Source organism: Botrimarina sp. (assembly GCF_040219535.1).
Classification (GTDB): Bacteria; Planctomycetota; Planctomycetia; order Pirellulales; family Lacipirellulaceae; genus Botrimarina.
The window spans coordinates 137,164-162,113 of the sequence record NZ_JAVJSH010000016.1; the positions used below are offsets into that span (position 1 = coordinate 137,164).

Genomic DNA, 24,950 nt, shown 5'->3' on the forward strand with positions numbered 1-24,950 from the left:
GCGGGGTATTCCGGGCCCCAGTGACACGCACCAGCTTACTCACAAACCGGTTTTCAAGCGCAAAATGGCTTGCTATCAGGGGAAACCGCCCGACCGCCCCCGGGGCGCCGTGCGACGGCCTGGGCGGAATACGCAGCAAGACCCAGGGCCATCCCAGCGGTCGCGGCCGAAATCCGCGCCTTTTCGGAGCCGAAACGGCTCGGTGGTCCGCCAAGAGTCGCGGATCAGGCGTTCGACTCGTTAAACTACGGGCGTCCGCCCGACCGCTCTTCTGAGGCCTTCTCTCTCGATGCGCTGGAAGCTCACCAACGCGGTTGCCGCGGCGATGCTGCTGTCGACGCCCCAACCGGCGCCGGCGGCCGACCCGGTCCGATCCGCACAAGCCGGAGCGACGATCGAGGTTGCTCCGGTCGCCGCTCCCCTGGTCGACCCTCCGGTCGATTACGCGTCAGAAGTCGCCCCGCTGCTCACGCGGCGCTGCTTCGCCTGCCACGGCCCGGACCTGGCCGAGAGCGGCCTCGCCCTGCACGAGGCCGACCTGGCGCTGGCCGAGACCGATTCGGGCCTCCGCGCGATCATGCCCGGTGACCCGCACAACAGCGAGCTGCTCCGGCGTGTCGCTTCCGAAGAGGACTGGCAGCGCATGCCGCCCGAGGGCGAGCCGCTGTCGGCCGACGAGGTCGACGTGCTGCGGCGGTGGATCGCGTCGGGCGCCGAGTTCGAGAAGCACTGGGCGTTCGAGCCGCGACAGCGGGTCGCCCCTCCCGCTGTGCAGGGTGAGGGCTGGGTCAGCAACCCGATCGATCGGTTCATCCTCGCGCGGCTCGAAGCGGCCGGCGTCGAGCCGTCGCCGCAGGCGGACCGCCGGACGCTGATCCGGCGGCTCTCTTACGACCTGATCGGCCTCCCGCCCACGCCCGCCGAAGTCGAGGCGTTCGTCGCCGACGACCGGCCGGACGCGTACGAGCGCCTGGTCGACGAGCTGCTCGCCTCGCCGCACTACGGCGAGAACTGGGCGCGGCACTGGCTCGACGTGGTCCGCTACGCCGAGACGAACAGCTTCGAGCGCGACGCGGCGAAGCCGAACGCTTGGAAGTACCGCGACTACGTGATCCGCAGCCTGAACGAGGACAAGCCGTACGAACAATTCGTCCGCGAGCAGCTCGCCGGCGACGAGCTCGACGAGGTCACCGAGGAGTCAATCATCGCCACCGGTTACTACCGGCTGGGCGTGTGGGACGACGAGCCGGCCGATCCGCTGCAAGCGAAGTACGACGAGCTGGACGACCTGGTCAGCACCACCAGCCAGGCGTTCCTCGGGCTGACCGTCGGCTGCGCGCGGTGTCACGACCACAAGATCGACCCGATCCCGCAGACCGACTACTACGGCATGGTCGCGCTGCTGGCCGACGTGACCCCCTACGGCACGCGCGGCGACGAAGCGACCAACAGCCAGTGGGACCTGTCGCCGCCGGACAAAAAGGCCGAGCGCGAGCGGCTCGCCGAGCGGCGCGCCGCGATCGCCGAAGAGCGGACGAGCCTGGAGCAAGCCGCCATCGCCCGGATGGACGGGCCCGACCAGCGTCGCACCGAAACGGCCGAGCGCGGCAACGTGCTCCGCGAGAAGCTCGAGCAACACCAGACCGAGGCCGAGCGCTCGCGCTACCTCGACCTGGCCGACCAGCTTGCCGACGCCGACACGCGGCTCGCGGCCCTCGGCCAGCCCGAGACCGCGCTGTCGCTCGCGACTTGCGACCCCAAACCGGCGCCGACCCGCGTGCTGATGCGGGGCAACCCGCACGTGCCGGGCGAGGAGGTCACGCCGCGCTTCCCCGAGCTCTTCGCCGACCCCGCGCCCGAGATCCCCGAACCCGGCCGCGGCGCCCGCTCCGCCGGCCGCCGGCGGGTGCTGGCCGAGTGGATCGCGTCGCCGGAGAACCGGCTCACCAGCCGCGTGATCGCCAACCGCGTTTGGCAGCACCACTTCGGCCGCGGCATCGTGCGTAGCGCGAACAACTTCGGCCAGCTCGGCACGCCGCCGACGCACCCGGAGCTGCTGGACTGGCTCGCGGGTTGGCTAATCGAGCACGAGTGGCGGTTGAAACCGCTGCACCGGCTGATCGTGACCAGCAGCACGTACCGGATGAGCTCGCTCCCCAGCGGCCAAGCGGCGAGCGTCGACCCGGCGAACGACCTTTTCTGGCGCTACGACCTGCGGCGGCTGACCGCCGAGCAGATCCGCGACACGGTCCTTACCGTGAGCGGGCAGCTCGACCGCTCGCTCTACGGCCCGAGCGTGTACCCGAAGCTCTCCGACGAGGTGCTCCACACCCAAAGCGTGCCCGGCAAGGGCTGGGACACTACGCCCGAAGCGGCCGAGGCCGCAAAACGCCGCAGCGTTTATATCCACATCAAACGCAGCCTGATCCCGCCCGAGCTCGCCAGCTTCGACTTCCCCGAGACCGACACAAGCTGCGAGGCCCGGTTCAACACGGTCCAGCCCGCCCAGGCGCTGAGCCTGATGCACGGCGGGTTCTTGCAAGAGCAATCCGCCGCGCTAGCCGACCGCGTGCGCCGCGAAGGCCCCGACGACCTGCAAGGCCGCGTCGAACACGCCCTCGGGCTCGTGCTGCAGCGTCCGGCCGATTCGGCGACCGTGTCCGACAGCCTGCAACTGATTGGCGCTTACCAAGCCAAGCACAACCTGTCCGCCGAAGCGGCGTTCGACCAATTCTGTTTGATGGCGATGAGCTTGAACGAGTTTGTGTTTGTTGATTAGCAGTCCTTAAGGAAGCGACCACGGATGAGGCGGATTGAAAGTAGCCAGTAGTCCGTAGTCCGTAGTCCGTAGCTAACAACTTGCGACCGGCTACTGACAACTGACAACTGACCACTGACCACTCACAACTGACAACTCCTCATCCGTGGTCAGCCCCAAACGACCAAGCGGCGTCCCATGCAACGCAACTTCTGCGGCCGAACCCGACGCGAATTCCTCTGGCAGACCGGCGGCGGCTTCGGCGCCGCGGCGCTGGCGGGGATGCTCGGGGCCGATGGCTTTTTCCCGAAGGCCGCCCACGCGTCGGCCGATGGCCTCGCCAAAGTCGCGCCGAAGGCGAAGAGCGTGATCTTCCTGTTCATGTACGGCGGCCCGAGCCACATCGACACGTTCGATTACAAGCCGGGCATGGTCGGCATGGACAACCGCACGGTCGAGGTCACGACCTTCGGCCGCGGCGGCAAGAAGAACGAGGGCCGCATCGTTGAGCCGCGCTGGAAGTTCAAGCAGTACGGCCAGTGCGGCAAGTGGGTCAGCGACCTGTTCCCGAATGTCGCCCAGCACGTGGACGACATCGCGTTCCTGCACAGCATGACCGCCGACAGCCCGATCCACGGCTCGGCCATGCTGATGATGAACTCCGGCAAGCTCCTCTCCGGCAGCCCCGCGATGGGATCGTGGGTCCACTACGGCCTCGGCACGGCCAACAAGAACCTGCCCGCGTTCGTCGTGATGCTCGACCCGTCCGGCGGGCCGATCTCCGGCGCGAAGAACTGGTCTAGCGGCTACATGCCGGCCGAGCACCAAGGGACCGTGTTCCGCCACGAGGGGGCGCCGATCCTCGACCTCTCACGGCCCGAAGGGGTGAGCCGCGAGCAGCAACGCGACACGCTCGACACGCTCGCGCGCATCAACCAGCGGCACCTCGACGCGCGCACGGTCGATGGGGTGACGCCCGACTCGTCGCTCGCCGCGCGGATCGCCAGCTACGAACTCGCCTACCAGATGCAGATCACCGCCCCCGAGGCGACCGACCTCACCGACGAGTCGCAGGCGACGCTCGACTCGTACGGCGTCGGCAAGAAGCCCACGCACCACTTCGGCACGCAGTGCCTGCTCGCGCGGCGGCTGGTGGAGCGCGACGTGCGTTTTATCCAGATCTACTCGGGCGGCGCCCACAACGACGCGAACTGGGACGCGCACGGCGACCTCGAGGACAACCACAACCTGCACGCGGCCGAAACCGACCAGCCGATCGCCGCGCTGCTGAGCGACCTGAAGCAGCGCGGGCTGCTCGACGAGACCCTAGTCGTCTGGGGCGGCGAGTTCGGCCGCCAGCCGACGGCCGAGTACGAGAAGGGGACCGGCCGCGACCACAACTCGTACGGCTTCACGATGTGGATGGCCGGCGGCGGAATCAAAGGCGGCGTGTCGGTCGGCTCGACCGACGAACTCGGCGCGGCTGCGGTCGACAACCCGCTGACCGTCAAGGAGATGCACGCCACCGTGCTCACGCAACTCGGCCTCGACCCGAACCACCTCAGCTACTTCTACAACGGCCTGGATCAGAAGCTCGTCGGCGTCGAGGGCGCCGAGCCGATCCGCGAGGTGATCGCGTAGCGGGGTATCCCCGTCAGGGGCGACAGCGCGTAGCCAGGGGCGCCAGCCCCTGGTAACGTGTCGCCGCTTCTTCGAGAGCCCCAGAGGGGCGACAGCAGCTTCCGGCGATCGCGCTGTCGCCCGCCTGAATTCCAGGGGCTCGCGCCCCCGGGCTACGCGCTTTCGCCCCTGACGGGGCTGTTCAATCCGGACGCAAACCCCGATGTCGATTGATCTACAGGGCCGCACAGCGCTCGTCACCGGTTCTACCCGCGGCCTCGGCAAGCAGATCGCGCTGGAGCTCGCGCGCCGCGGCGCGCGCGTGGCGATGAACTACCACGGCAACCAGGAGGTCGCCGAGGCCGCGTTCGCCGAGCTCGAGGCCATCGGCGGCGAGCACTGCCTCGTCCGCGCCGACGTGACCGACGAGGCGGGCGTCGACGAGCTGATGTCGCGGGTCGCGGACCAGATCGGCCCCGTCGACATCCTCGTGCCCAACGCCACGTGCGAGCAGCCCCTCAAGCCGATCGACCAGTACGACTGGGCGTTCTTCCAGCGGATGGTCGACTTCTTCCTCAAGAGCCCCTTCCTGCTCACCAAGGCCTGCCTACCCCACATGAAAGAGCAGCGGTGGGGGCGGATCGTCCACATCACCAGCGAGGTCTTCTCCGGCGCGTGGGCCAACTTCTGCCCGTACGTGGCCGCCAAGGGGGGGCAGACCGGCCTCGCCCGCTCCAACGCGCGCGAGCTCGCGCCGCACGGGATCACCGTGAACATGGTCTCCCCCGGCTGGATCCCGGTCGAACGCCACGAGGGCGCGTCCGAAGAGGACCGCGCGGCGTACCTGGCCACGGCGCCGATGGGCCGATTCGGCGAGCCGGCCGACGTGGCCGCCGCCGTGGCCTACCTGGCGAGCGAAGAGGCGAAGTTCGTCACCGGCGCGACGCTGCAGGTGAACGGCGGGCGGACGATCGTGTGAACGAGAGCCTGCCGCCACGGCGGGGCCTTGACTGATAGCTCTCATCGATCGTCCACCGACACGCCCGCCCTGACGGTCTTGCCGAAATTCGATCATTTGCCTGACTACCCGGCGATCAGAAGGTCGCTACCGTGTCAGTGCTGCGATACGCGCCGGAATTTGTTGACACCTCACGACGCTTACAGTTAAGACAGGATGGCGCCAACGGCGGGAAGACGGGACTGCCCGACCTTCTCCTTATCTTAACATTCTGGCGCCGGTGAATTTTCGGCCGAGGCCGAGACCCCTTATCCCCCGATAGGCCACCCATGCTCCCGAAGACACGACTCGCCTTGCTGCTCGCAGCGGTCTCGCCGTGCGCGGCCGCAACCGCCCAAGAGTTGCTGCAGAGCCCGGGCGTCGAGGTAGCGACATCCCCTCCGGGGTGGACGCTCGACGAGTTCGCCAGCGACCCGACAATCACCGCGGTCGTCGACACGGCGCGGCAGGCGGGCTTTGCAAATTTTGAGGAGGGGGGAACCCTCGGAATCTGGTTGCGGCCGTTCGTTGGGGCGTTCATCGGCAACGAGCAAGAGCTGACCAACGCCGTGCTCTCGCAGAGCGTTCCCGCCGTGCCCGGCGAGACCTACACGTTCTCCGGCTACTCGCAATTCGAGACCAACTACTCGGGGGGCACGTTCGGCACGCCGACCACCACAACTTTCGAACTGGCGTTCCTCGACGCGGGCGGGTCGGTGATCGGCGCCCCGAATCTGCTCGACCTATCGACCGAGCAGTTCAACGGATTCGGTTGGACACAGCACACGATCACCGCCCCCGCCCCGGCCGGCACGGCGACCGCGCGGGTGATGGCGTCGGCCCTCGACATGCAGCCGGCCGAGTTCAATCCCCAGTCGGCCTTCCTCGACACCTTCTCGCTGACGACAAGCAGCGCGCCGACGACCGAGCTGCTCGAAAACGCCAACTTCGAGATCGACGCGAGCGAGCCGGCCGGCTGGGTGCGCGAGGTCGGCGAAGGGACCACGGCCCGCTACGAGGGCTTCGCCGCCCGCACGGGGTCCAACGGCTTCTGGATCGCGCCGCGGAGCGCGAACGCTGAGCCGCTCGACGCGCTCTTCGCGCAGACCGTCGCCGCCACGCCGGGGGCGGAGTACGAGTTCAGCGGCTGGTCGTTCTGGGAGACCGACTACCCGGGCGGCGTCGAAACGCTCAACGCCGACAGCCCGTTCGGGGCGATCCCCTCCGACACCGAGACCTACTTCTTCATCGAGTTCCTCGACGCGTCGGGCGGGGTGCTCAACTCGTCGCTGCTCGACCTGCGCACCGTGCAGTCCAACGACCGCACGTGGCGCGAGGGCGGCCTCTCGGCGGTGGCGCCGGCCGGCACGGTCGACGTGAAGGTCGGCGTGCTCGCCGAGTCGCTCCGGTCCAACCGGGTCGGCGACCCGTTCGACGACGCCTACTTCGACGACTTCTCGCTGATGGTCTCGACCGGCTTGACCGGCGACTATAACGGCGACGGCGTCGTCGACGCGGCCGACTACACGGTCTGGCGCGACGGTCTCTCGCCCGACAGCACGCAGGCCGGCTACGACGCGTGGGCCGGCAACTTCGGCGCGACCGCCGGCGCGTCGGCCGCCGTGCCCGAGCCCTCGAGCCTCATGGCGGCATGGCTCGCCGCCACGTTCGCCGCGTGCCGCGTCGCGGGCCGACACGCAGAGGCCGCCCGAGCACGCGCTATTTGAGCACGTGGGCAGTGTCCGGATGGCTCAGAGGACGGTCTGTCGTAACTCGACGACGGACCCGACTTACGACCGTTTGATGGTCGATACCGACTTCCGCCGCGGGCGAATGCAATCCGATGCGGGTGGTCCTTCGGGTCACGTACGCCAAGCTGAGGCAAGCGGTGGCTGAGGCGTCCGATTGCAGCCTGCGTGCGCCCGCCGCTTTGCCTCCAGCGTCTGGTTCTGCGATTCGTGTTTCATGGCTGTTTGTCCCTCAAACTGACAAACCAGCCGCCCAGGCCAATCAGACCGACTGCGCAGCCCACGACCTGAACGAACAGCTTCGCGTTCGCCAAGATAATCCCCTGGCGAGGGGCGATCCAGGCGGGCTGCGTCGGCGTGGAGCTCGCCGGCAGCCGCGGCGAACCGCTATCCCCGGCCGCGTTCGGCCGGCGCCACGTCGACCGACACGCTGAGCGTGGGCGTGCCGCCCCCCACGACCACCCCCTGCACGGGGCAGATGTCCGCGTAGTCGCGGCCGATGGCGATCGTCACGTGGTCGATCCCCGGCCGGCAGTTGTTCGTGGGGTCCGCGTCGAGCCAACCGGCCGTCGGACTCCACACGCTCAGCCACGCGTGCGACTCGTCGGCGCCGACCAGGCGCTCCTTGCCCGGCGCGGGGTACGTGCGCAAGTAGCCGCTCGCGTACCGCGCGGCGAGGCCCAGCGACCGCAGGCACGCGATCCCCAGGTGGGCGAAGTCCTGGCACACGCCGACACGCGACTCGAGCGACTCGTGTACCGTCGTCGCGATGGTGGTCGCGCCCGACTTGTACTCGAAGTCCTTGTAGATCTGCGCGGTGAGCGCGTCGAGCGCCTCGCCGAGGGGCCGGCCGGGCGTGAAGGCCGGCGCGGCGTAGTCTCGCAGCCGCTGGTCGATCGGGATGTGCGTCGACGAGAAAACGAAGCGGTACTCGTCGAGCAACGCCGCGCTGTCGCGGCGGAGCCGGTCGCGAACCTGTTCCCAGGGCGTCGGGTCGTCGGCCGGCTCGGCCGGCGGCGCGGCGACCTCGACCTCGCACATCGACGTCAGCGACAGGCCCCGGTGCGCGTCGTGGATCGAGAAGTACTCGACCCGGTTGCCAAACAAATCCTCCCGCGACGCCTGGTCCGACGGCTCGGGCGACACGATCAGCCGATAAGAAACCACCCGCTGCCGCTCGTCCGCCCGCGGGGCTAGCCGCACCAGGTTGTGGCACACCGCGACCGGCTGAGAGTACTGGTACTTCGACGTGTGGCGGATGCGGTAGAGCATGGGGGCTGTCGGCTGTCGGCTGTCGGCTGCGGCTGCTTGGGAGCGGCCGAGAGCCGAGAGCCGGGCTTCATGTCGGCGCCAGTTGCCGCGGCGGGGCCGCGTGGGCGAGGTACTTCAGGCCGATCGCGTTGGACAACGCGGGAAGGTCGCGGATCACCTCGGCGAGCAACCGCTTGAGCGGCTCGACGCGGCCCAGCTCGTACGACTCGGCGAGGTCCGACACGTCGACCATCCGCACCGCGTGCGCGAGCGACAACGCGAGCCGCTGCTCGTTCGAGGCGTTCGGCTCCCCCTCGCCCGACCGGGGCAGCTTGCCCACGTGCCGCTCGAGCGTGTTCAGTTGATACGCGAGGCTCCGCGGGTTCGACTCGTCGGTCACCAGCAGGTCGAGCACCGGCGCGAGCGTCAGTCGGGCCCGGTACCGCGCGCGGTAGGTCATCAGGCTGTCGGCCGAGTCGACCAGCGCTTCGAGCAGCTCGGGGCAGGGGGGGCCGCTCTCGACGAGGCACGTTTGGATCAGCTCGGCGGCCTGGATGCCGCGTTCCAGCCGGCGGCCGATATCGAGGAACCGGTAGAACTGAGTGCGGGTCATGCTCTCGATGACCATGCCGCCGATCGCGGCCAGGTCGACGACCAGCTCGTCGGTCAGGTTGAGCAGGTCGGTGAGGTCCGCCTCGGCGGTCCGCTGCTTGCGGAACTTGTCGCTGATCCGCAGCAGGATGCGCCACGTGTCGCGCGACAGGCGGTCGCGCACCTGGGCGGCCGACGCGAACATCCGGTCGACGGTCGCGCTGAGCGACCCGGGCTGCGTGTGGTCGAGCACCTCGCTCGCCAGGGCGCCCTCGACCCGCGGCAGCAGGTCGCGCATCGACTCCAGCGCGTGGCCGGCCTCGATCTGGCCCTGCTCGGCCAGCCCCCGCACCAGCGCGGGCAGCTCGGGGTACTCCGACGCGTCGCGCTCGCTGGTGAGCCGCGTCACGACGATCCGCGCGAGCCGCGCGTACGCGTCGGCGCGTTCCATGTAGCGGCCGAGCCAGTAGCTGTGCTCCGCCACGCGGCTGGGCAGCTCGCCGCCGATCCGCACCAGCTCGGCCGGCTCTTGCTCGCTCGGCAGCAGCGTGACCTTCTCCACGGGCGACTCGCCCACGATCCACACGTCCTTGCTCCCCTCGCCCGAGAGGATCGACGCCTCGAGCGGCTCCCCGCCCGAGTTCGTGCGGGCCAGCGCTCCCTGCATGACCTCGTAGTCGCCGCCCGAGGCCACTGCGAACGCGCGCAACGCGACCCGCACCGGCACGACCCGCCCGTCGCGCCAGGCCGGCGCGGTCGAGCGGAGCACCCGCTCCTGCGCGACGTACGCGTTGGGGTCGCTGCGGATGAGTTGCTCGAGCTCGGCACGCGGCTTCTGGTTCAGCCGCGTGAGCAGCAGCGACTCCTCGCCGCGGCGGCGGTAGGCCTTCTTGAAGATCAGCCGCTCGGCGTTGGCGAGCACGAAGTCGAGCGACTTCTCCTCGCCGCACCACCACGTCGCCACGCCCGGCAGCTTCAGCGGCTCGCCCAGCAGCGCCTGACAGAGCCGCGGCATGAAGGCCATGAAAGCGGGCGACTCGACCAGGCCGCTGCCGCACGCGTTGGCGATCGCCACGGCGCCGTTGCGTTGGGTTTCTAGCAAGCCGGCGACCCCGGCGGGCGACTCGCCGCCGAGCTCCAGCGGGTCGCAGAGCTCCGCGTTGGGCCGGCGGACGACGACGTCGATCGGCGCGAGCCCCTCGAGGGTCTTCATCCACAGCTGGCGGTTGCGGACCGTGAGGTCGCCCCCCTCGACCAGCTGGTAGCCGAGGTAGCGGGCCAGGTAGGCGTCCTCGAAGTAATTGGGGTGGGCCGCCCCTTGGCTGAGGATCGCCACGGTCGGGTTGCTGCGGCCCGAGGGCGCCAACTCGCGCAGCGTCTGCTGCAGCCGCAAGAAGAAGGGCGCGAGGCGGCGGACGCGGCGGTCGCGGAACGGCTCGGGGAGCATCCGCGACGTGACGAGCCGGTTCTCGAGCGCGAACCCCGCGCCGGAGGGCGCCTCGGTGCGGTCGGCGAGGACCCACCACTGGCCGGTCGGCGCGCGGCCCAGGTCGGCCGCGTAGTAGGTGAGCATCGTGGGGAGCGTGCGGCCCGCGCGCCGCTCCCAGTGCAGCGGCAGGCGGTAGCCCGGGTGGCCCAGAACGAGGTCGGCCGGGAGCACGCCGCTGCGGACCAGGTTCTGTGGCCCGCACAGGTCTTGCAGCAGCAGCTCGAGCAGCCGCGCGCGTTGCCTGAGGCCCGTCGACACCCCCTCCCACTCGGCCTCGTGGAGCAGCATCGGCGCGGGGTCGAGCGCCCAGGGGCGGGGGCGGTTCTCGGGGTCGCCGTACGCGCTGAACGAGACGCCGTTCTCGTAGATCAGCCGCTGCGACTGGGCCCAGCGGCGGGCGAACTCGGCCTTGCCCAGCCGGTCGAGGTACTCCCGCACGGGCGCCCACACGGGCCGAACGGCGCCGCCGGGAGCGATCAGCTCGTCGTAGGCGCCCGGCGCGATCGCGTACTGGCCGAAGACCGCGGCCGGAGCGGCGCCCTGGGTTGGGGATGAGCCGCCGGCCGACGGGGTCTGGCTCTGCATCAAGGCCTGCCGCGTCGGAGATCCAGCGTGTACGGGAATTCGGGGCTCTCGTCAGCCGGTGGAAGCATAACCGGCCCGCCCGTGTGGCCAATAGCGAGGAACCGCGTGGCGCGGCGGGTTTCCGCTTCGAGCGCGTTGACCGGGAAGGTCGTCGGGTTCAGTCCGCCCGGGTGGCCCACGTGGTACTGGCAGCCGCCGGCCGACCGCTCCATCCACTCGTCGACCAGGTCGAACACCAGCGGGCCGTCGACGGGGATGGTCGGGTGCAGGCAGCTCGGCGGCTGCCACGCGCGGTACCGCACGCCGGCGATGAACTCGCCCTCGGTCCCGGTCGGCTTGAGCGGCACGCGGCGGCCGTTGCACGCCAGCGCGTGCCGCGGGTCGGTCATGCCGGAGACCTTCACCTGCAGCCGCTCGACCGACGAGTCGACGTACCGGGCGGTGCCGCCCGGCGCCCCCTCTTCGCCGAGCACGTACCACGGCTCGATCGCGCGCCGCAGCTCGACCGTCACGCCGCGCTGGGTGAACGAACCGACGAACGGGAAACGGAACTCTTGGTGCGGCGCGAACCACTCCGTTTCGAGCGGGTACCCGGCTTCGCGGGTCTCGGTGATCACGTCCTCGAAGTCTTGCCAGATGAAGTGCGGCAGCATCCAGCGGTCGTGCAACGACGTCCCCCACGACACCAGCGGCTTCTCGTACGGCCGCTCCCAGAACCGAGCCACCAGCGAACGCAACAGCAGCTGCTGCGTGAGGCTCATCCGCGCGTGGGGGGGCATCTCGAACGCGCGGAACTCCAGCAGTCCCAGCCGCCCCGACGCGGTGTCGGGCGAGAACAGTTTGTCGATGCAGAACTCGGCGCGGTGGGTGTTGCCCGTGCCGTCGACCAGCAGGTGGCGGAAGATCCGGTCCACCATCCACGGCGGGCAGGGCTCGTTCTTCGCGACCTGCTCGAAGGCGATCTTCAGCTCGTAGACGGAGTCCGCGCGGGCTTCCTCGACCCGCGGCGCCTGGCTCGTGGGGCCGACGAACTTGCCGCTGAACAGGTACGACAACGAGGGGTGGTTGTTCCAGTAGCCCACGAAGCTCCGCAGCAAGTCGGGCCGCCGCAGCCAGGGGCTGTCCGACGCGGTCGGCCCCCCGAGCACCACGTGGTTGCCCCCGCCCGTGCCCGTGTGCGACCCGTCCAGGTCGAACTTCTCGGTGCCCAGGCGGCTCTGCCGCGCGTCGTCGTACACGCCGGTCGTGATGTCGACCAGCTCGTCCCACGCGTTCGCCGGGTGCACGTTGACCTCGATCACGCCGGGGTCGGGGGTGACCTTGATGTGCTTCAGGCGGCTGTCGTGCGGGGGCAGGTACCCCTCGATCACGATGGGCGTCTGGAGGTCTTCGGCGGTCTCTTCGATCGCCGCGACCAGGTCGAGGTACACGTCGAGCCGCTCGGTCGGCGGCATGAAGATGTGCAGCGTGCCGCCCCGCGGCTCCACGCACAGCGCGGTGCGGATCAAGTCCTGCGGGTCGTTGTAATTGACGTCGGCCTTGGGCGTGTCGGGGCGGAGGCTCTCGGGCAAGCGGTTGCGGCGGCGCTCGCTCTGCTCGCGCTCGGCCGGACCCGATCCGCGGGCGTAGCCGTTGTCGTCGCCGTGGTGGTCGCCGTAGTCGCCGTCTTCGCCGGGGCCGAACGGCCCGTACGGGCCGCCGGCGCCGTGGCCGACGGCCGACGGCACGCGCAGCTGGCGGCGGAGGTGCTGGCGGGCCGGCAGCTCGCGCTCGGCCTCGAACGGGTCGGCTTCGAGGAACGCGGTGGCGTGCTCCGGTCGGCTGTCGTAGAGCAGCGACTGCAGCGGCAGCCGGTAACCCATCGGCGAGTCGCCGGGGATCAAGAACATCTCGCCGGAGCGCACGACCCAGGGGCCGCTCTGCCAACGGGGCTGGGCCTCCCACCAGCGGTACTGCAGGGGCAACACCACGCCGACCGAGCTGGTCACGCCCTGCTCGAACACCCGCGCGAGCCGCGCGCGTTCCTCGGCGTCGTCGAGCTTCGCGTCGCGCACGTCGACGTTCGCCGGCAGCCGTCGCTCGCGCCAAGCGTAGTACATGGCGTCCTCGTAGCCGTCGATCACGTGCTCGGCGTTCACTCCCAGGCGCTCGGCTAGCTCGCGGCCGAAGCGTCGCGCGTCGTCGGTGGTGTGCCCGTAGGAGGCGCCGTCGCGGGCGAACAGCTGGTCGTTCTCCCAGACGGGCTCGCCGTCGGCGCGCCAGTAGCAGGACAGGGCCCAACGCGGCAGCTGCTCGCCCGGGTACCACTTGCCCTGCCCGTAATGCAGCAGGCCGCCGGCGCCGAAGCGACGCTTCAGCCGCAGCAGCAAGTCGTCGGCAAGGCGGCGCTTGGTGGGGCCGACCGCGGCGGTCTGCCACTCGTCGCCGTCCATGTCGTCGATCGACACGAACGTCGGCTCGCCGCCCATGGTCAGGCGCACGTCGCCGCTGACGAGGCGCTCGTCCACCTCGTGGCCGAGGGCCTCGATGCGGGCCCATTGCTCCTCGGTGTACGGCTTTGTGACACGCGGGTCCTCGTGCACGCGCTCGACCGACATCGCGAAGCCGAACTCCACGCCGCACGGCTCGTGGCCGCCGGTGATCGGCGCGGCGGAGGTCGGCTGCGGCGTGCAGGCCAGCGGGATGTGCCCCTCGCCAGCGAAGAGGCCCGACGTCGGGTCGAGCCCAACCCAACCCGCGCCGGGCAGGAACACCTCGGTCCAGGCGTGCAGGTCGGTGAAATCACTCTCGGGGCCGGACGGCCCGTCGAGCGACTTCTGGTCCGCCGCGAGCTGGATCAGGTAGCCCGACACGAACCGCGAGGCGAAGCCCATGTGCCGCAGCACCTGGCAGAACAGCCACGCGGAGTCGCGGCACGAGCCGCTCCGCTTGGTGAGCGTTTCTTCGCACGTCTGCACCCCCGGCTCCATGCGGACCAGGTAGGCGATGTCGCGTTGGAGCTGCTGGTTGAGGTCGACGAGGAAGTCGATCGTCTTGCGCGGCGAGCGGTCGACGGCGCCCAGCAACCGGTGCATCAACGCGCCGGCCGGCTCGAGCGCGAAGTACGGCTTGAGGTTCGCCGCGGTCTCGTCGTCGTAGCGGAACGGGTACTTCTCGGCGGTCGGTTCGAGGAAGAAGTCGAACGGGTTGATGGCCGACAGGGCGGCGACCAGGTCGATCTCGATCTCGAGCTTCGGCGCCGCCTTGGTGAACACGCACCGCGCAAGGTAGTTGCCGAACGGGTCTTGCTGCCAGTTGCAGAAGTGCTCCTCGGGCGTGACGCGGAGCGAGTAGCTCTCGATCGGCGTGCGCGCATGCGGCGCCGGGCGGAGGCGGATCACCTGGGGCCCGATCGAGATCGGTCGCTCGTAGTGGTAGGTGGTGCGGTGGTGCAGCGCGACGCGGATACTCATTTTCTGGCGGCAGGGCGGGATCCGCCGGGTGGGGCGGGCGGGGGAGGGCGGCGGGATGGGCCGGTTGTCGCGGCGGGGGGGTCAGGGAAGCATGCGTTGAGTTTGGCTCTGGCGCCAGGTATCGACATCCCGTTCCAGCGTAAAAAAGTCTGCGTGCAGCCCGCCGCCGATTTGGTTCAGCCGCTGCTGGAACTGATCGATGTATTCGTGCATACCCTGCTGGACGACGTCGTCGATACTGGTGTAATCCATCTCCGATCGCAGCCGCCCGGCGAGCTGCTCGCTGTGGCAACGGAACGTGCCGGGGCGGCTGCCGGTGATCTCGCAGACCGACTCCTGCACGCGCATCAGGCAGAACCGCATCGACCGGGGGAAATCCCGGTCCAGGATCAGGAAGTCCGCCACCCGGTCCGGCGTGATCCGCCCGTGCACACGCCGGTACATCGTCAGGGCGCTGGCGGACCGCAGCAGGGCGCTCCAGCGGACCACGTCGAGCGACGTGCCCACGTCGGTCACGTCGGGCAGCAGGTGGAAATACTGCACGTCGACGATCCGGGAGGTCTTGTCCGCCCGCTCGATCAGCCGCCCGACGCGCGAGAAGTGCCAAGCCTCGCCGTGGGACATGGTCGTGTAGGTCGCGCCGACGAGCGTGTGGCTCGCGTGCTTGACCATGTCGCAGAACTGGTTGGGCTCGGTTATGAACCGGCTGGTTTGCGCCGATTGCTGGACCATCAGGTAGAACTTGTTGATCTGCTCCCACATCGGCGTGGTGATCGACTCGCGCACGCTGCGGGCGTTCTCGCGCGCGGCCGACACGCAGGAGAGCACGCTGTTGGGGTTGCGCGGGTCGAACGCGAGGAACCTCAGCACCGCGTCGCGGTGGGGCTCGCCGTAGAGCTCCTTGAACAGCTCCTGGTCGCCGGTCGTGTAGACCAGCGGCGCCCACTGCTCGACGAGGTCGACCCCCTCGCCGAGGGTCAGGTTGTCGTTCACGTCGATGAACCGCGCGACGTTCTCCGCGCGTTCCACGTAACGGCTCATCCAGTAGATCGATTCGGCGACGCGGCTGAGCATCTTGTTCGGCGCCGGCGGGGCGGCGCGGGTTGAGGAGCTTGCTGGTCAGGGCGGCGCGCCGGGGCGGCAAGACCACGGCGGCCGGCGCGCGGGGGGCTAGGCCGTCGAGGGCTAGGCCGTCGAGGGCTGGGCCGTCGCGGGCTGCGTGTGGCCGTTCGCCGCGCCGTGGCCGTTGGACTCGCGCAGCACCCAGGTATCCTTGCTGCCGCCACCCTGGGAAGAGTTGACGATCATCGACCCCTTCACCAGAGCCACTCGCGTCAGCCCGCCGGGCATCACGTAGATGTCCTTGCCGGCGAGCACGAAGGGCCGCAGGTCGATGTGACGCGGCTCGAGGTCCCCGTCGGTCAGCGTGGGCGCGGTCGAGAGCTCGAGCATCGGCTGCGCGATGTACTCGCGCGGCTTGGCCCGGATCCGTTCGGCGACCGCTTCGAGGTCCGCCTCCGACGCACGCGGCCCGAGCACGATGCCGTAGCCGCCCGACTCGTTGGTCGGCTTGATGACCAGCTCGTGCAGGTGCGACAGCACGTACTCTCGCTGCTTCTCTTCCCAGCACGTGTAAGTCGGCACGTTCTCGAGGAGCGGCTCCTCGCTCAGGTAGTAGCGGATGATCTCCGGCACGTACGCGTAAACCGCCTTGTCGTCGGCCACGCCGGTGCCCGGAGCGTTGGCCAGGGTTACCTTGCCCGCCCGCCACGCACGCAGCAGCCCCGGCACGCCGAGCATCGAGTCGGGCCGGAAGCACTCGGGGTCCAGGAAGTCATCGTCGATCCGGCGGTAGATGACGTCCACCCGCTGCATGCCCTGCGTGGTGCGCATGTAGACGACGTCGTCCGAGCTCACCACCAGGTCCACGCCCTGGACCAGCTCCACGCCCATCTGCTGCGCGAGGAACGTGTGCTCGAAGTACGCCGAGTTGTAAACGCCCGGCGTGAGCACCACCGCCTGCGGCCGCTCGGCCGACGGCGGCGCGCAGTCCAGCAGCGTCTGCAGCAGCCGCTCGGGGTACTGGTCGACCGGCGCGACGCTCATCCCTTGGAACACCGTGGCGAACGTCCGCTTCATGATCTCCCGGTTCTCGAGCACGTAGCTCACGCCCGACGGGCAACGGAGGTTGTCCTCCAGCACGTAGATCGTGCCATCACGGTTACGCACCAGGTCGACGCCGCTGATGTGGCACCAAGCGTTGTTCGTCGGGCTGAACCCGCGCAGCTCGGGCCGGTAGCTCGACGCGCTCTGGATCAGGTGCATCGGCACGACGCCGTCGGCGATGATCCGCTGGTCGTTGTAGATGTCGTCGATGAACAGGTTCAGCGCCGTGACGCGTTGCTTCAGGCCCGCCTCCACGAGGCGCCAGTCGTCGTCGCCGATGATGCGCGGCAGCACGTCGAAGGGCCAAACCTTCTCGACACCGGCCTCGTGCCCGTACACGTTGAACGTGATCCCCATGTTGTTCAGGTGCAGCTCGGCGGCGATCTGGCGGTTCTTCAGCTCGTCGATCGTGAACTCTTGCAGCCGGTCCACGAACGCCCGGCACGGCGCCTGGGGCTCGCCGTCGCGGGTGAACATCTCGTCGAAGCCTTGCGTCTGATACATGCGCGGTGGCCCAGGTAAGGGACGGTCGGGGGGCGGCTGCGGCGGCTGGCTGTCGAGGCCTGCCGGGCGCGTCAGCGGGCGTCGGCCACCCGAAGCGGTGAGCATCGCGGAGAGACCCGTCGGCAGCCGAAGCTCCCCCGCAGCCTAATGGTCGGGCCGCCCCCGGATCGAGGCGTGTTGCGAAAAAAGGCGTTGGATGCGCAGCATTTAGGCAGCCGGCGCCGCAAAATCGCGCCGCGCCGCGGAGCCTTCGACCGGTTTTCGCCGCCGCTTACGCCGATTCGACGACGGGGAGCCGTTCTTCCCAGGCTGTCTCGCTGGTCTGAATGGCAACGGCTGTGCCAAGCAGCCTCGGCGTTCGAACCGCCTCGCCAGCGGCGCCGCTGAGCTTGGCTCACTAGCCACTTCGGCCTTGTTGTTCAGGCGGCTCGCTCGATCGATTACCATGCCCCGGCTTGCCACGCCGATGCCTCCGGAGCCGAGCCGATGACCGAGGAAGAACTCGTCGAGCGTGTCCGCCGGCGCGACGGCGAGGCCCTGGCCCTGCTTATCGATTCGCAGCGGCCGCGGCTGACCGGCTTCGTGCGGTCGATCATGAGCGAGCGGCTGTTGTCGGTCGTGGAGCCCGACGACCTGGTGCAAGAGGTCTCGGCGACCGCGCTGTCGAGCCTCGAAACCGCGCCGCTCGACCAGTACGACCCGGTCCAGTGGCTGCAAGAGATCGCCCGCCGGCGCGTGATCGACGCGCACCGCTTCCACTTCGGCGCGCAGCGTCGCGACGCGGGGCGCCGGCAGTCGCTGCACGGCCCGGGTGGCGACGACGCGGGCGGCGGCATCGAGGCGATCCTCGCCGCGAGCATCACCTCGCCCAGCGCTGCCTTCAGCCGCGACGTGCGGGTCGAGCGCATGCACGAGGCCGTCGGCGGCCTGTCCGAAGAGCAGCAAGCCGTCATCCAGATGCGCTACGGCCAAGGCATGCCGACCAAAGAGATCGCGGCCAAACTCGGCAAGACCGACGTGGCCGTGCGTGTGCTGCTCTCCCGCAGCGTGCGGCTGTTGGAGAAGCAGCTCGAAGACGTGCGGCCTTCGCGCGACTGAGCGCGGCGAAAGAGAACCACGAAGGCACGAAGGGCACGAAGAAGGGTATGCCCGTGAAGGGCTTCCATCCGTGTCTCTCGTGTCTGGGTGGTTCTCGATCCTGGAGAGCCGAGCGGGCCAAGCATCGCTGATCGGCGGTTGATTCTCGCCTTCTGTGCCCCACCTCACCCTCCGCGGCGGCGGCGCGCGGAAGTTGCTTGTGTCTCGGCTTTTCCGCGTTCGACTGTCGCTACGACGGTCGTGGCGATGGTCGCCGCGGCGCTAAGCGACACCCGGACGAGGAGAAGCAGAATGAGATTCAGCGCGAAAAGCTTGCTAGGTGCGACCGCCCTCACGGCGGCCTTTTGGGCGACCGACGATGCGGCCGCCGTTCAGGTGCGGATAACGGTCGAGAACCTCGCGCCGGCGGGTAGCGTGGCGATCGCACCGCTGCGGTTCGGTTTCGGCGACGGCACGTTCGACGCGTTCGACGTCGGCTCGCCGGCGCCGCTGTTGGGCGCCGCGTCGATCGCCGACGCGCCGATCGTCAGCATCGCCGAAGGGGGGTCGGGTGCGACCTGGTTCCCAGCCTTCGAGGCGGCCGAGCCCGACGCGGACCTCGGCAGCGTGCTCGGGCCAGAGATCCCGCCGTTCCGCCCGGGGGACGTCGCGTCGGCGGTGTTCGAAATCGACCCCGCGAACCGCTACTTCACGTTCGCCACGATGGTGGTCCCGTCGAACGACCACTTCCTCGGCAACGATAGCCCCTTCGCGTTCGAGGTGTTCGACGCCGACGGCAACTTGATCTTGAACGAGATCGTCGAAGACGCCAGCCGCATCTGGGACGCGGGCTCCGAGACCGAGAACCCCCTCAACGCCGCGTTCCTCGTCGTCGGGAACAACGCGCAGCGCGAAGACGAGAACGATCCGGTCACCTTCAACTTCGCCGACCTGGCCGCGTTCGACGGCCTCGAGACCGCCGCGGGTTACACGTTCGACGCCGGCCTGCTGAGCGCCGACACGCCCGTGATCCGCATCGGCTTCGAGATCGTTCCCGAGCCGACCGGGGTAGCGCTGCTCGTTTCGGCGATGTCGCTGGTCGCCGCTAGCCGGCGAAGGAGGGCCTGAGCCGCCCGCGCCAAACAAACGAAGGGCACGAAGGTTTCCCTTCGTGCCCTTCGTGCGTTGTTGGTCCGGGCCTCGGCTCAGCCGCGAGCGAACAACAGGCCGCTGTCCCCGTCGCCGCCGAGGTTGAAGCGGAAGCCCGCCCCCTCGGCTGTCCAGGCGCCGGCCAGTTGCTGCTGGTCGCCGGAGCGGACCAGGGTCAGCCGGCCGTCGGTCACGGTGAACACGCCGTCGAAGGTGCTGACCTTGCCCTTGCTGTTGGCCGTCCACTTGAACGTGCCGTCGGCGTTGAGCACCAGCTCGACCCGGTTGTCGCCCGGCAGCGTGGCGGTCCAGGCGCCGATGTGGCCGGCGGCGTCGGGCTGCGGGGCGGGGGCAAACTGCGGGATCGACGCCGTCGCCTGTCCGCCGCCGAGCGAGGCCAATGCGTCGAGGGCCGCTTGCTGGGCCGACTGCTGGGCCGACTGCTGAGCCGACGGCTGCGGCGCGGCTTGGGGCTGGGCGGGCTGCTGCACGATCCGCGGCTGCACGGCGGGCTGCTGGATGGCCGGCTGCTGAGGCTGCGGTTGCTGAAACTGGGGCTGCTGCTGGAATTGCGGCGGCTGGTAGGCGGGCTGCTGGTAGACGGGCTGTTGGTAGACGTTGTGGTTGTAGCTGGGCGTGTGGTGGTAGTTCTGCTTCGGGGCGTGCGACCGCATGTGGGGCACGTTACGGCTGTAGGCGATCGACAGCCGCCCGGAGCTGCGTCCGCCGCCCCCGCCGCCGCAGCCGAACGCATTCGCGTCGGCGCCCGGCAGCGCGGTCAGGGCGATCGACAGGGCGGCGAGCGTCGGGCGAGTGAGCGAGCGAGACATGGCTTGGGTTCCTTTCGGCTTGGGTAAGCGATTCGTTGGGGTTGGCTGCGGGGCTTGTTGTCCCCGTCTGTAAGGCCAAGCGGGGGCGCCGCGACGGTGCTACCGGCTTTTTCGAAGATCTCGAAAAACCCGCGAATCGACGCGAATCGGCCGGGCGTCGCCGCCGACGCCCCGGCTAGCCGCCAGGGGCCTGGACCCGCGAGGATCCGCTCGATTCGTGGGCCAAAAATACGAGAGGGGACGCCCCGGCCGTCTCCGGCCGAAGCGCCCCCTCTCGGGCCAACCCAAGGTTTGGTGGGGCTTCCGACTTCGGGCCTCAGGCCTCGGGACAAATCCCGCGCCCAAGCCCCCGAAGCCCGAAGCCCAAGCCCCCGAATCCCGAATCCCGAATCCCGAAGCCCGAGGCCCGAGGCCCGTCAGTCGGCGAGCCAGCTAGCGAGGGTCTCGCTGGCGGTCGCCTTCGCCTTTTTCGGCTCGAGTTCCTTCTTCATCGCCGCGGTGATCTTGCCGGTGTACTTGATCACGCTGGCCAGCGAGTCGGGCGTGGCGGTCGCGTCGATCTTGACCACGTAGATCAGCAGCCGCTTGCCGGACGTGTCTTGCTCGATCGACCAGCCGCCCAGCTTCGTGCGGGCCGACTGCTCGAGCAGGCGCCGCATGGTGTCGGCCGACGGGTCCGCGTCGAGCGTGGCGGCCAGGCTCCAGATCTTCCGCACGTCGGCGCGGCCGTAGTACTCGGTCTCCTTGGTGATGAAGACCTCCTGCTTCGCGTCGCCCTCGGCGGCGACCTCGACGCGGAAGTGGCCCGTCTCGTGCTGCGTGGCGCCCAGGTCGGTCTTGTCGAGCACGTCGGCGATCGGCAGGGGGGCCGGCTTCCAGTCGCTCGCCAGGAACTCCTTGACCTCCGTGATGTCCACGCAGTAGCTGATCAACGAGCCCTTCTTGCTGATCGCCTGGACCACGCCGACGAGCTTGCCGTCCGGCCCCACGACCGGCCCCCCCGAGTCGCCCGTGTTGAGCGGCGATTGGGTCTCGACGACGGTGAACTCGTGCTCGCCCGCCCCGGTGCGGAACCGCTTCAGGTACACGCTCCGCACCTTGCCGGACGTGTAGACCCACAGGGCCTCGCTCGCGCCGGGGTTGCCGATCGAGTCGATCGACACGCCCGGCGAGGTGCTCTCCTCGGCCAGCTCGAGGGCGGCGGCCGATTCGGGCAACTTATCGAGCTCCACCAGCGCGAGGTCCCGCTTGCGATCCACCGCCACGACCCGGCCCCGAACGCCCAGCTTGCGGACGTTCTCCAGGTAGTGCGCCTTCTCGACGACGGGGCGGTCGTCCTTGAGGTCGCGGAAGAAGACCACCGCGCTGCGGCTGTCGCCGACCACGTGGGCGTTGGTGATCACCAGCTTGCGTTCCTTGTCGACCAGCACGCCGGTGCCGCTAGAGGTCCCCTCGCTGTTCTTAGAGAGGACCCATGTCGTGGCGTCGAGCGCCCGGCGGTAGTTATCGGCGTCGGCCAAGGCAGAGCCGCCGGCGGCGAGCAGCACGCCGAGGGCCAGAGCGAGGGATCGGACTTGAGGGCTGAAACGGGACATGGCTTGGGCCTCCGGGTCGTGTTCTTGGGTTGGCCGCCGCGGCTTCGTTTGGGCCGCGGCCTTGATTGGGTTCTGAAAGACTCAGCGGAGAGCCAGGCCGGGTGTTACAAGCCGCTAGCGGAATCGGCTCAAAGCCGAGCAGCGGAGATCAGCCAAGCCAAAAGACACCGGAGCCGAGGGCATCAGCCCTCGGAGCGTCGCACCAGCCCGCTCAGCGAGCCTCGACGTAAGCGCACTCCGAGGGCATCTGCCCTCGGCTCCGGTTACGAATCGCTTCGGTTGGACCGAGGGTGGCCGCGACCGCTACTTGCCCGCTTTCTTGAACGACAGCTTGCGGCCACTAGCGAGGGCCAGCTCGAAGCCGGCCGAGGTAGCCCCCGAGACCGTGCCGCGGATCGTCACGCCGCTGTCGCCCACCAGGCTGAGCCGGTCGCCCGCCTGCTCGGCCTTCCCTTTGGAAGTCGTGGTGCGGCCCGCTTTCACGTGGGCCAGCGCAAACCGCCCGGCGGCCAGCCGGATAGCGAACGCCTCGCCCGAGCCGAGGTCGGCCACCCAAGAGCCGTCGAGCGTCGCCGGCCGGCTATCGGGCGTCTTCGCCGTGGTTTCCGCCTTCTTCTCCTCGGTGTACCAGGCCGACTCGCGCGACACGGCCAGCTCGGCCATCTCGGTCAGCTCGCGCGCCAGCTCCGCCCCGCTCAGCGCCCGCGCAGGCAGGCTCTGCCGCAGTTGGAGCTGGTTCTTGGTCCGGTCGAGCGCAAAGTACGCCCCGCCGGTGTCCGGCGCGGCGATCAGCTCGAGCAGCTTGTCGGACTTCCAGGCGTCGGCGTCTTTGCGGGTGGCGAGGCCGAGCACGAGGTCGACACGGTCGCGGTCGACCGCCGCCCGGAGCGTGAGCGGGATCTTCCACTCGCCGTGGGCGAGCGTCGTGGCGACGGTCTTGGCGTCGACGCGCTCGGGCTTCATGCCGATCGACCGGCACAGCTCGGCGAGCTGCGCCGCGCTGGTCACCCGCACAGCGGCGTCGGCGCTGGCCGCCGTCGGCTCGCCCGCCGAGCGCGCCGCCGAGCCGGCGAAGACCGACTCGACCGCGACGGAGCTAAACAAATCGTCCTCGCCCGCCGCGGCGAACGTGGCGGACAAGGGCAGGGCGAGCAGCGCGAGGCAGAGGGAGCGTCGCATGGCGGACTCCGCGTTAGCAGGTGGGGGATAGGGTTGGGCCAATCTCCCCAGCGGCGCCGTCGCTGCTTTGTTACGCGCAATAGACAGCCCGCGAATCGAGCGACCCCTCGCCAATCAAACCGCGCCGCGCGCGTGGGGGGGCCGCCGACCCGCCTCGCCCGAATCCAGATGCGGTAGCGCCGCCAGGCGAAGCCGACGGCTCGCTTCCCGAGATTCGCGTCGATTCGTGGGATCCGTGGGCAAAACAAAAAAATCCGAGAACGCCTCGGTAACGCATCGCGCGGCCCGTCGCTTGGTCCGGCAGAGACGCAAACACGGCTCTCACCGGCCACGACGAGACCACGGCAGGCTCCTCGACGGCCTTTCACCCACCCACTGCCGCACCGGAGACACGACGATGCTCAAGCAAGTCACCTTCCTGTTCGCGACGATGGTCCTCGTCAGCGGCTCGGCCAAGGCCGGCGACCTGATGGACGAGCTCTCGACCGCCAGCGTCGACTCGATCGCCTCGGCCGACATCGCGATCGAAGAGTTCGACCTCGACGGGGTCGACGTCGACGGCCTGTCGGCCGAAGCCGGCGAAGAGACCGACGCCATCGAGGCCTGCTTCCGGCGGTTCGGCGGCTACCGCAGCTGCGGATGGCGGGGCTGGGGCGGCTACTCGGGCTACGGCTACCGCTCGTTCGGCCACTGCTACAACTACTGCCAGCCGTACTACTGCCACCGGCCGATCGTCCGCTGCTACAGCTACTGCGCCCCGGTGATCACGCACTACTGGGGCTGCTACTGAGCCCCCCCGCGTCGACCGACTCCCACTTTCAAGGAGCGACGCCCCACGCGGCGGCAAGCGAAACCTCTCCGGGCCAAGGCGAGCCGATCCCCACGCGGCAGCCCGCCGGACACGCCCTAGCTCGCTTCGCCGCCCCGTCAGGCGGACTCCCCAACTCCCCTCGGCCCGGCGACACACGGCGACGTGGTCGCCGGGCCTTTTTTAATCCCCACCTCCGCCCCCCCTCGCGCGGAGACAAACAGGAGACTTACCGATGAACCTCACGAAGCCCTTCGCCCTGCTGGCGGTCGCCGTGATCGGCGCCCCCGCGGCGGCTCAACTGCCGGGGCAGCCGCTGCACTCGGCCCTGACCGGCGCGCCGGGCTGCGAGCACGTGCTCGACCTGCTGATGCGCTACGGCCCGCTCGAGGGCCAAACGCTCGGCCGCCCGGACACGGTCGTCGCCTCGCCGTACGGCTCGTTCGTGCTGCCCGGCGAAGAGTTCGGCGACCTCTGCCTGGCCGCCCTCACCGAGGCGCCCGGCGACCCGTCGTGCCCGCCGACGTTCGTTGTCGCGGTCACGAACAACTCCGGGCGCCCCGTGTGCGACGTGTCGGTCTCGCTCGTCGCGTTGCTCGGCCCGATCCGCCCCTGCGACCCGACCGCCACCGTCAAGATCGCCGAGATCCCCGCCGGCGCGACGGTCGAAGTCGACATCACGCTCCCCCCCGAAGCGCTCGCGATGGGCGCCAATGGCGGCGCGCCGGTCGGCTTCCAGAAGCTGCTCGTGGCGATCGACGCGTGCGACCGCTACATGGAGACCGACGAGGCGAACAACCTGCACCTGGTCTGCCGCGCAGACATCCCGCAACAGGCGATCGCCGAAGAGCCGCTCGCCGAGGCGGCGCCCCCCGCCGCGCCCGTCGAGCCCGTCGAGCCCGTCGCGCCCGTCGAGCCCGCCGCGCCTGGCGAGTCGGTCCCGTCGTCGATCGATTCGGCGCTCGAGAGCTTCGGCCTCGACGCGGAGAACTCCGAGGCGGTCGCCCAGCGGCTCTGAGGCCTCCAGTCGTGCTGCACGCCGGGGCGGGAGGCCGCTAGCACCCGCGGCGGCCTCCCGCCCTCGGCTGATTTTCAACCGTCGCCGGAGTAGACTGGGGAGCCGAAAAGGCTCACGAACCGCCCAACCTCTT

The 24,950-nt window shown here is 69.6% G+C and carries 16 protein-coding genes; 8 read left to right on the plus strand and 8 right to left on the minus strand.

Translation table 11 applies throughout. The features are described from left to right. Positions 1 to 289 precede the first annotated feature (289 nt). The 4 genes from RIC11_RS08485 (at position 290) to RIC11_RS08500 (ending at position 7,102) form a co-directional block, all read left to right on the plus strand. On the plus strand, positions 290 to 2,779 hold the full coding sequence (locus RIC11_RS08485; protein WP_350210254.1) for a DUF1549 domain-containing protein: 2,490 nt from the start codon (positions 290 to 292) through the stop codon (positions 2,777 to 2,779). A gap of 177 nt (positions 2,780 to 2,956) precedes the next feature. After that, positions 2,957 to 4,399 carry a DUF1501 domain-containing protein gene (locus RIC11_RS08490; protein ID WP_350210256.1) on the plus strand — a complete coding sequence of 481 codons (1,443 nt, stop codon included), beginning with the start codon at positions 2,957 to 2,959 and terminating at the stop codon, positions 4,397 to 4,399. Between the two features lie 202 nt (positions 4,400 to 4,601). Beyond that, positions 4,602 to 5,357 carry an SDR family NAD(P)-dependent oxidoreductase gene (locus RIC11_RS08495; RefSeq protein WP_350210258.1) on the plus strand — a complete coding sequence of 252 codons (756 nt, stop codon included), beginning with the start codon at positions 4,602 to 4,604 and terminating at the stop codon, positions 5,355 to 5,357. Between the two features lie 308 nt (positions 5,358 to 5,665). Then, on the plus strand, positions 5,666 to 7,102 hold the full coding sequence (locus tag RIC11_RS08500) for a hypothetical protein (RefSeq protein ID WP_350210260.1): 1,437 nt from the start codon (positions 5,666 to 5,668) through the stop codon (positions 7,100 to 7,102). A gap of 408 nt (positions 7,103 to 7,510) precedes the next feature. Here the strand turns inward: RIC11_RS08500 and RIC11_RS08505 are convergent, their stop codons facing one another. From RIC11_RS08505 to RIC11_RS08525, 5 genes are all read right to left on the minus strand, one after another. Beyond that, entirely contained in the window at positions 7,511 to 8,395 is an 885-nt protein-coding gene (locus RIC11_RS08505; protein WP_350210262.1) for a transglutaminase family protein, read from the minus strand. Positions 8,396 to 8,462: 67 nt separating this feature from the next. Then, the gene (locus RIC11_RS08510) at positions 8,463 to 11,039 is read right to left on the minus strand and encodes a circularly permuted type 2 ATP-grasp protein (RefSeq protein ID WP_350210264.1); all 2,577 of its coding nucleotides are present in this window, start codon (positions 11,037 to 11,039) and stop codon (positions 8,463 to 8,465) included. Then, entirely contained in the window at positions 11,039 to 14,491 is a 3,453-nt protein-coding gene (locus RIC11_RS08515) for a transglutaminase family protein (RefSeq protein ID WP_350210266.1), read from the minus strand. Before RIC11_RS08515 ends, RIC11_RS08510 begins: the two co-directional genes overlap by 1 nt. A gap of 81 nt (positions 14,492 to 14,572) precedes the next feature. After that, a complete protein-coding gene (locus RIC11_RS08520) occupies positions 14,573 to 15,565 on the minus strand; it encodes an alpha-E domain-containing protein (RefSeq protein ID WP_350210268.1) in 993 nt (330 codons plus the stop codon). Positions 15,566 to 15,676: 111 nt separating this feature from the next. Then, a complete protein-coding gene (locus tag RIC11_RS08525; protein ID WP_350210270.1) occupies positions 15,677 to 17,161 on the minus strand; it encodes a circularly permuted type 2 ATP-grasp protein in 1,485 nt (494 codons plus the stop codon). Positions 17,162 to 17,647: 486 nt separating this feature from the next. On the opposite strand from RIC11_RS08525, the gene RIC11_RS08530 reads away from it, so the two are divergent. Beyond that, the gene (locus RIC11_RS08530) at positions 17,648 to 18,259 is read left to right on the plus strand and encodes an RNA polymerase sigma factor (RefSeq protein ID WP_350210272.1); all 612 of its coding nucleotides are present in this window, start codon (positions 17,648 to 17,650) and stop codon (positions 18,257 to 18,259) included. Between the two features lie 291 nt (positions 18,260 to 18,550). Next, a complete protein-coding gene (locus tag RIC11_RS08535) occupies positions 18,551 to 19,366 on the plus strand; it encodes a spondin domain-containing protein (protein WP_350210274.1) in 816 nt (271 codons plus the stop codon). A 77-nt stretch (positions 19,367 to 19,443) separates the two neighbouring features. On the opposite strand, the gene RIC11_RS08540 is transcribed toward RIC11_RS08535, so the two are convergent. The 3 genes from RIC11_RS08540 to RIC11_RS08550 form a co-directional block, all read right to left on the minus strand. Then, positions 19,444 to 20,217: a hypothetical protein gene (locus RIC11_RS08540; RefSeq protein WP_350210276.1), complete on the minus strand. Its 774-nt coding sequence runs from the start codon at positions 20,215 to 20,217 to the stop codon at positions 19,444 to 19,446. 416 nt (positions 20,218 to 20,633) lie between these two features. Further along, positions 20,634 to 21,812, minus strand: coding sequence for a S1 family peptidase (locus tag RIC11_RS08545; RefSeq protein WP_350210278.1), 1,179 nt, complete (start codon positions 21,810 to 21,812; stop codon positions 20,634 to 20,636). A 303-nt stretch (positions 21,813 to 22,115) separates the two neighbouring features. Further along, on the minus strand, positions 22,116 to 22,991 hold the full coding sequence (locus RIC11_RS08550; RefSeq protein WP_350210280.1) for a type III secretion system chaperone: 876 nt from the start codon (positions 22,989 to 22,991) through the stop codon (positions 22,116 to 22,118). Between the two features lie 397 nt (positions 22,992 to 23,388). Between RIC11_RS08550 and RIC11_RS08555 the strand changes: the two genes are divergently transcribed. Next, positions 23,389 to 23,781 carry a hypothetical protein gene (locus RIC11_RS08555; RefSeq protein ID WP_350210281.1) on the plus strand — a complete coding sequence of 131 codons (393 nt, stop codon included), beginning with the start codon at positions 23,389 to 23,391 and terminating at the stop codon, positions 23,779 to 23,781. 253 nt (positions 23,782 to 24,034) lie between these two features. Continuing rightward, entirely contained in the window at positions 24,035 to 24,817 is a 783-nt protein-coding gene (locus tag RIC11_RS08560) for a hypothetical protein (RefSeq protein WP_350210283.1), read from the plus strand. The last annotated feature ends 133 nt before the right edge of the window (positions 24,818 to 24,950 follow it).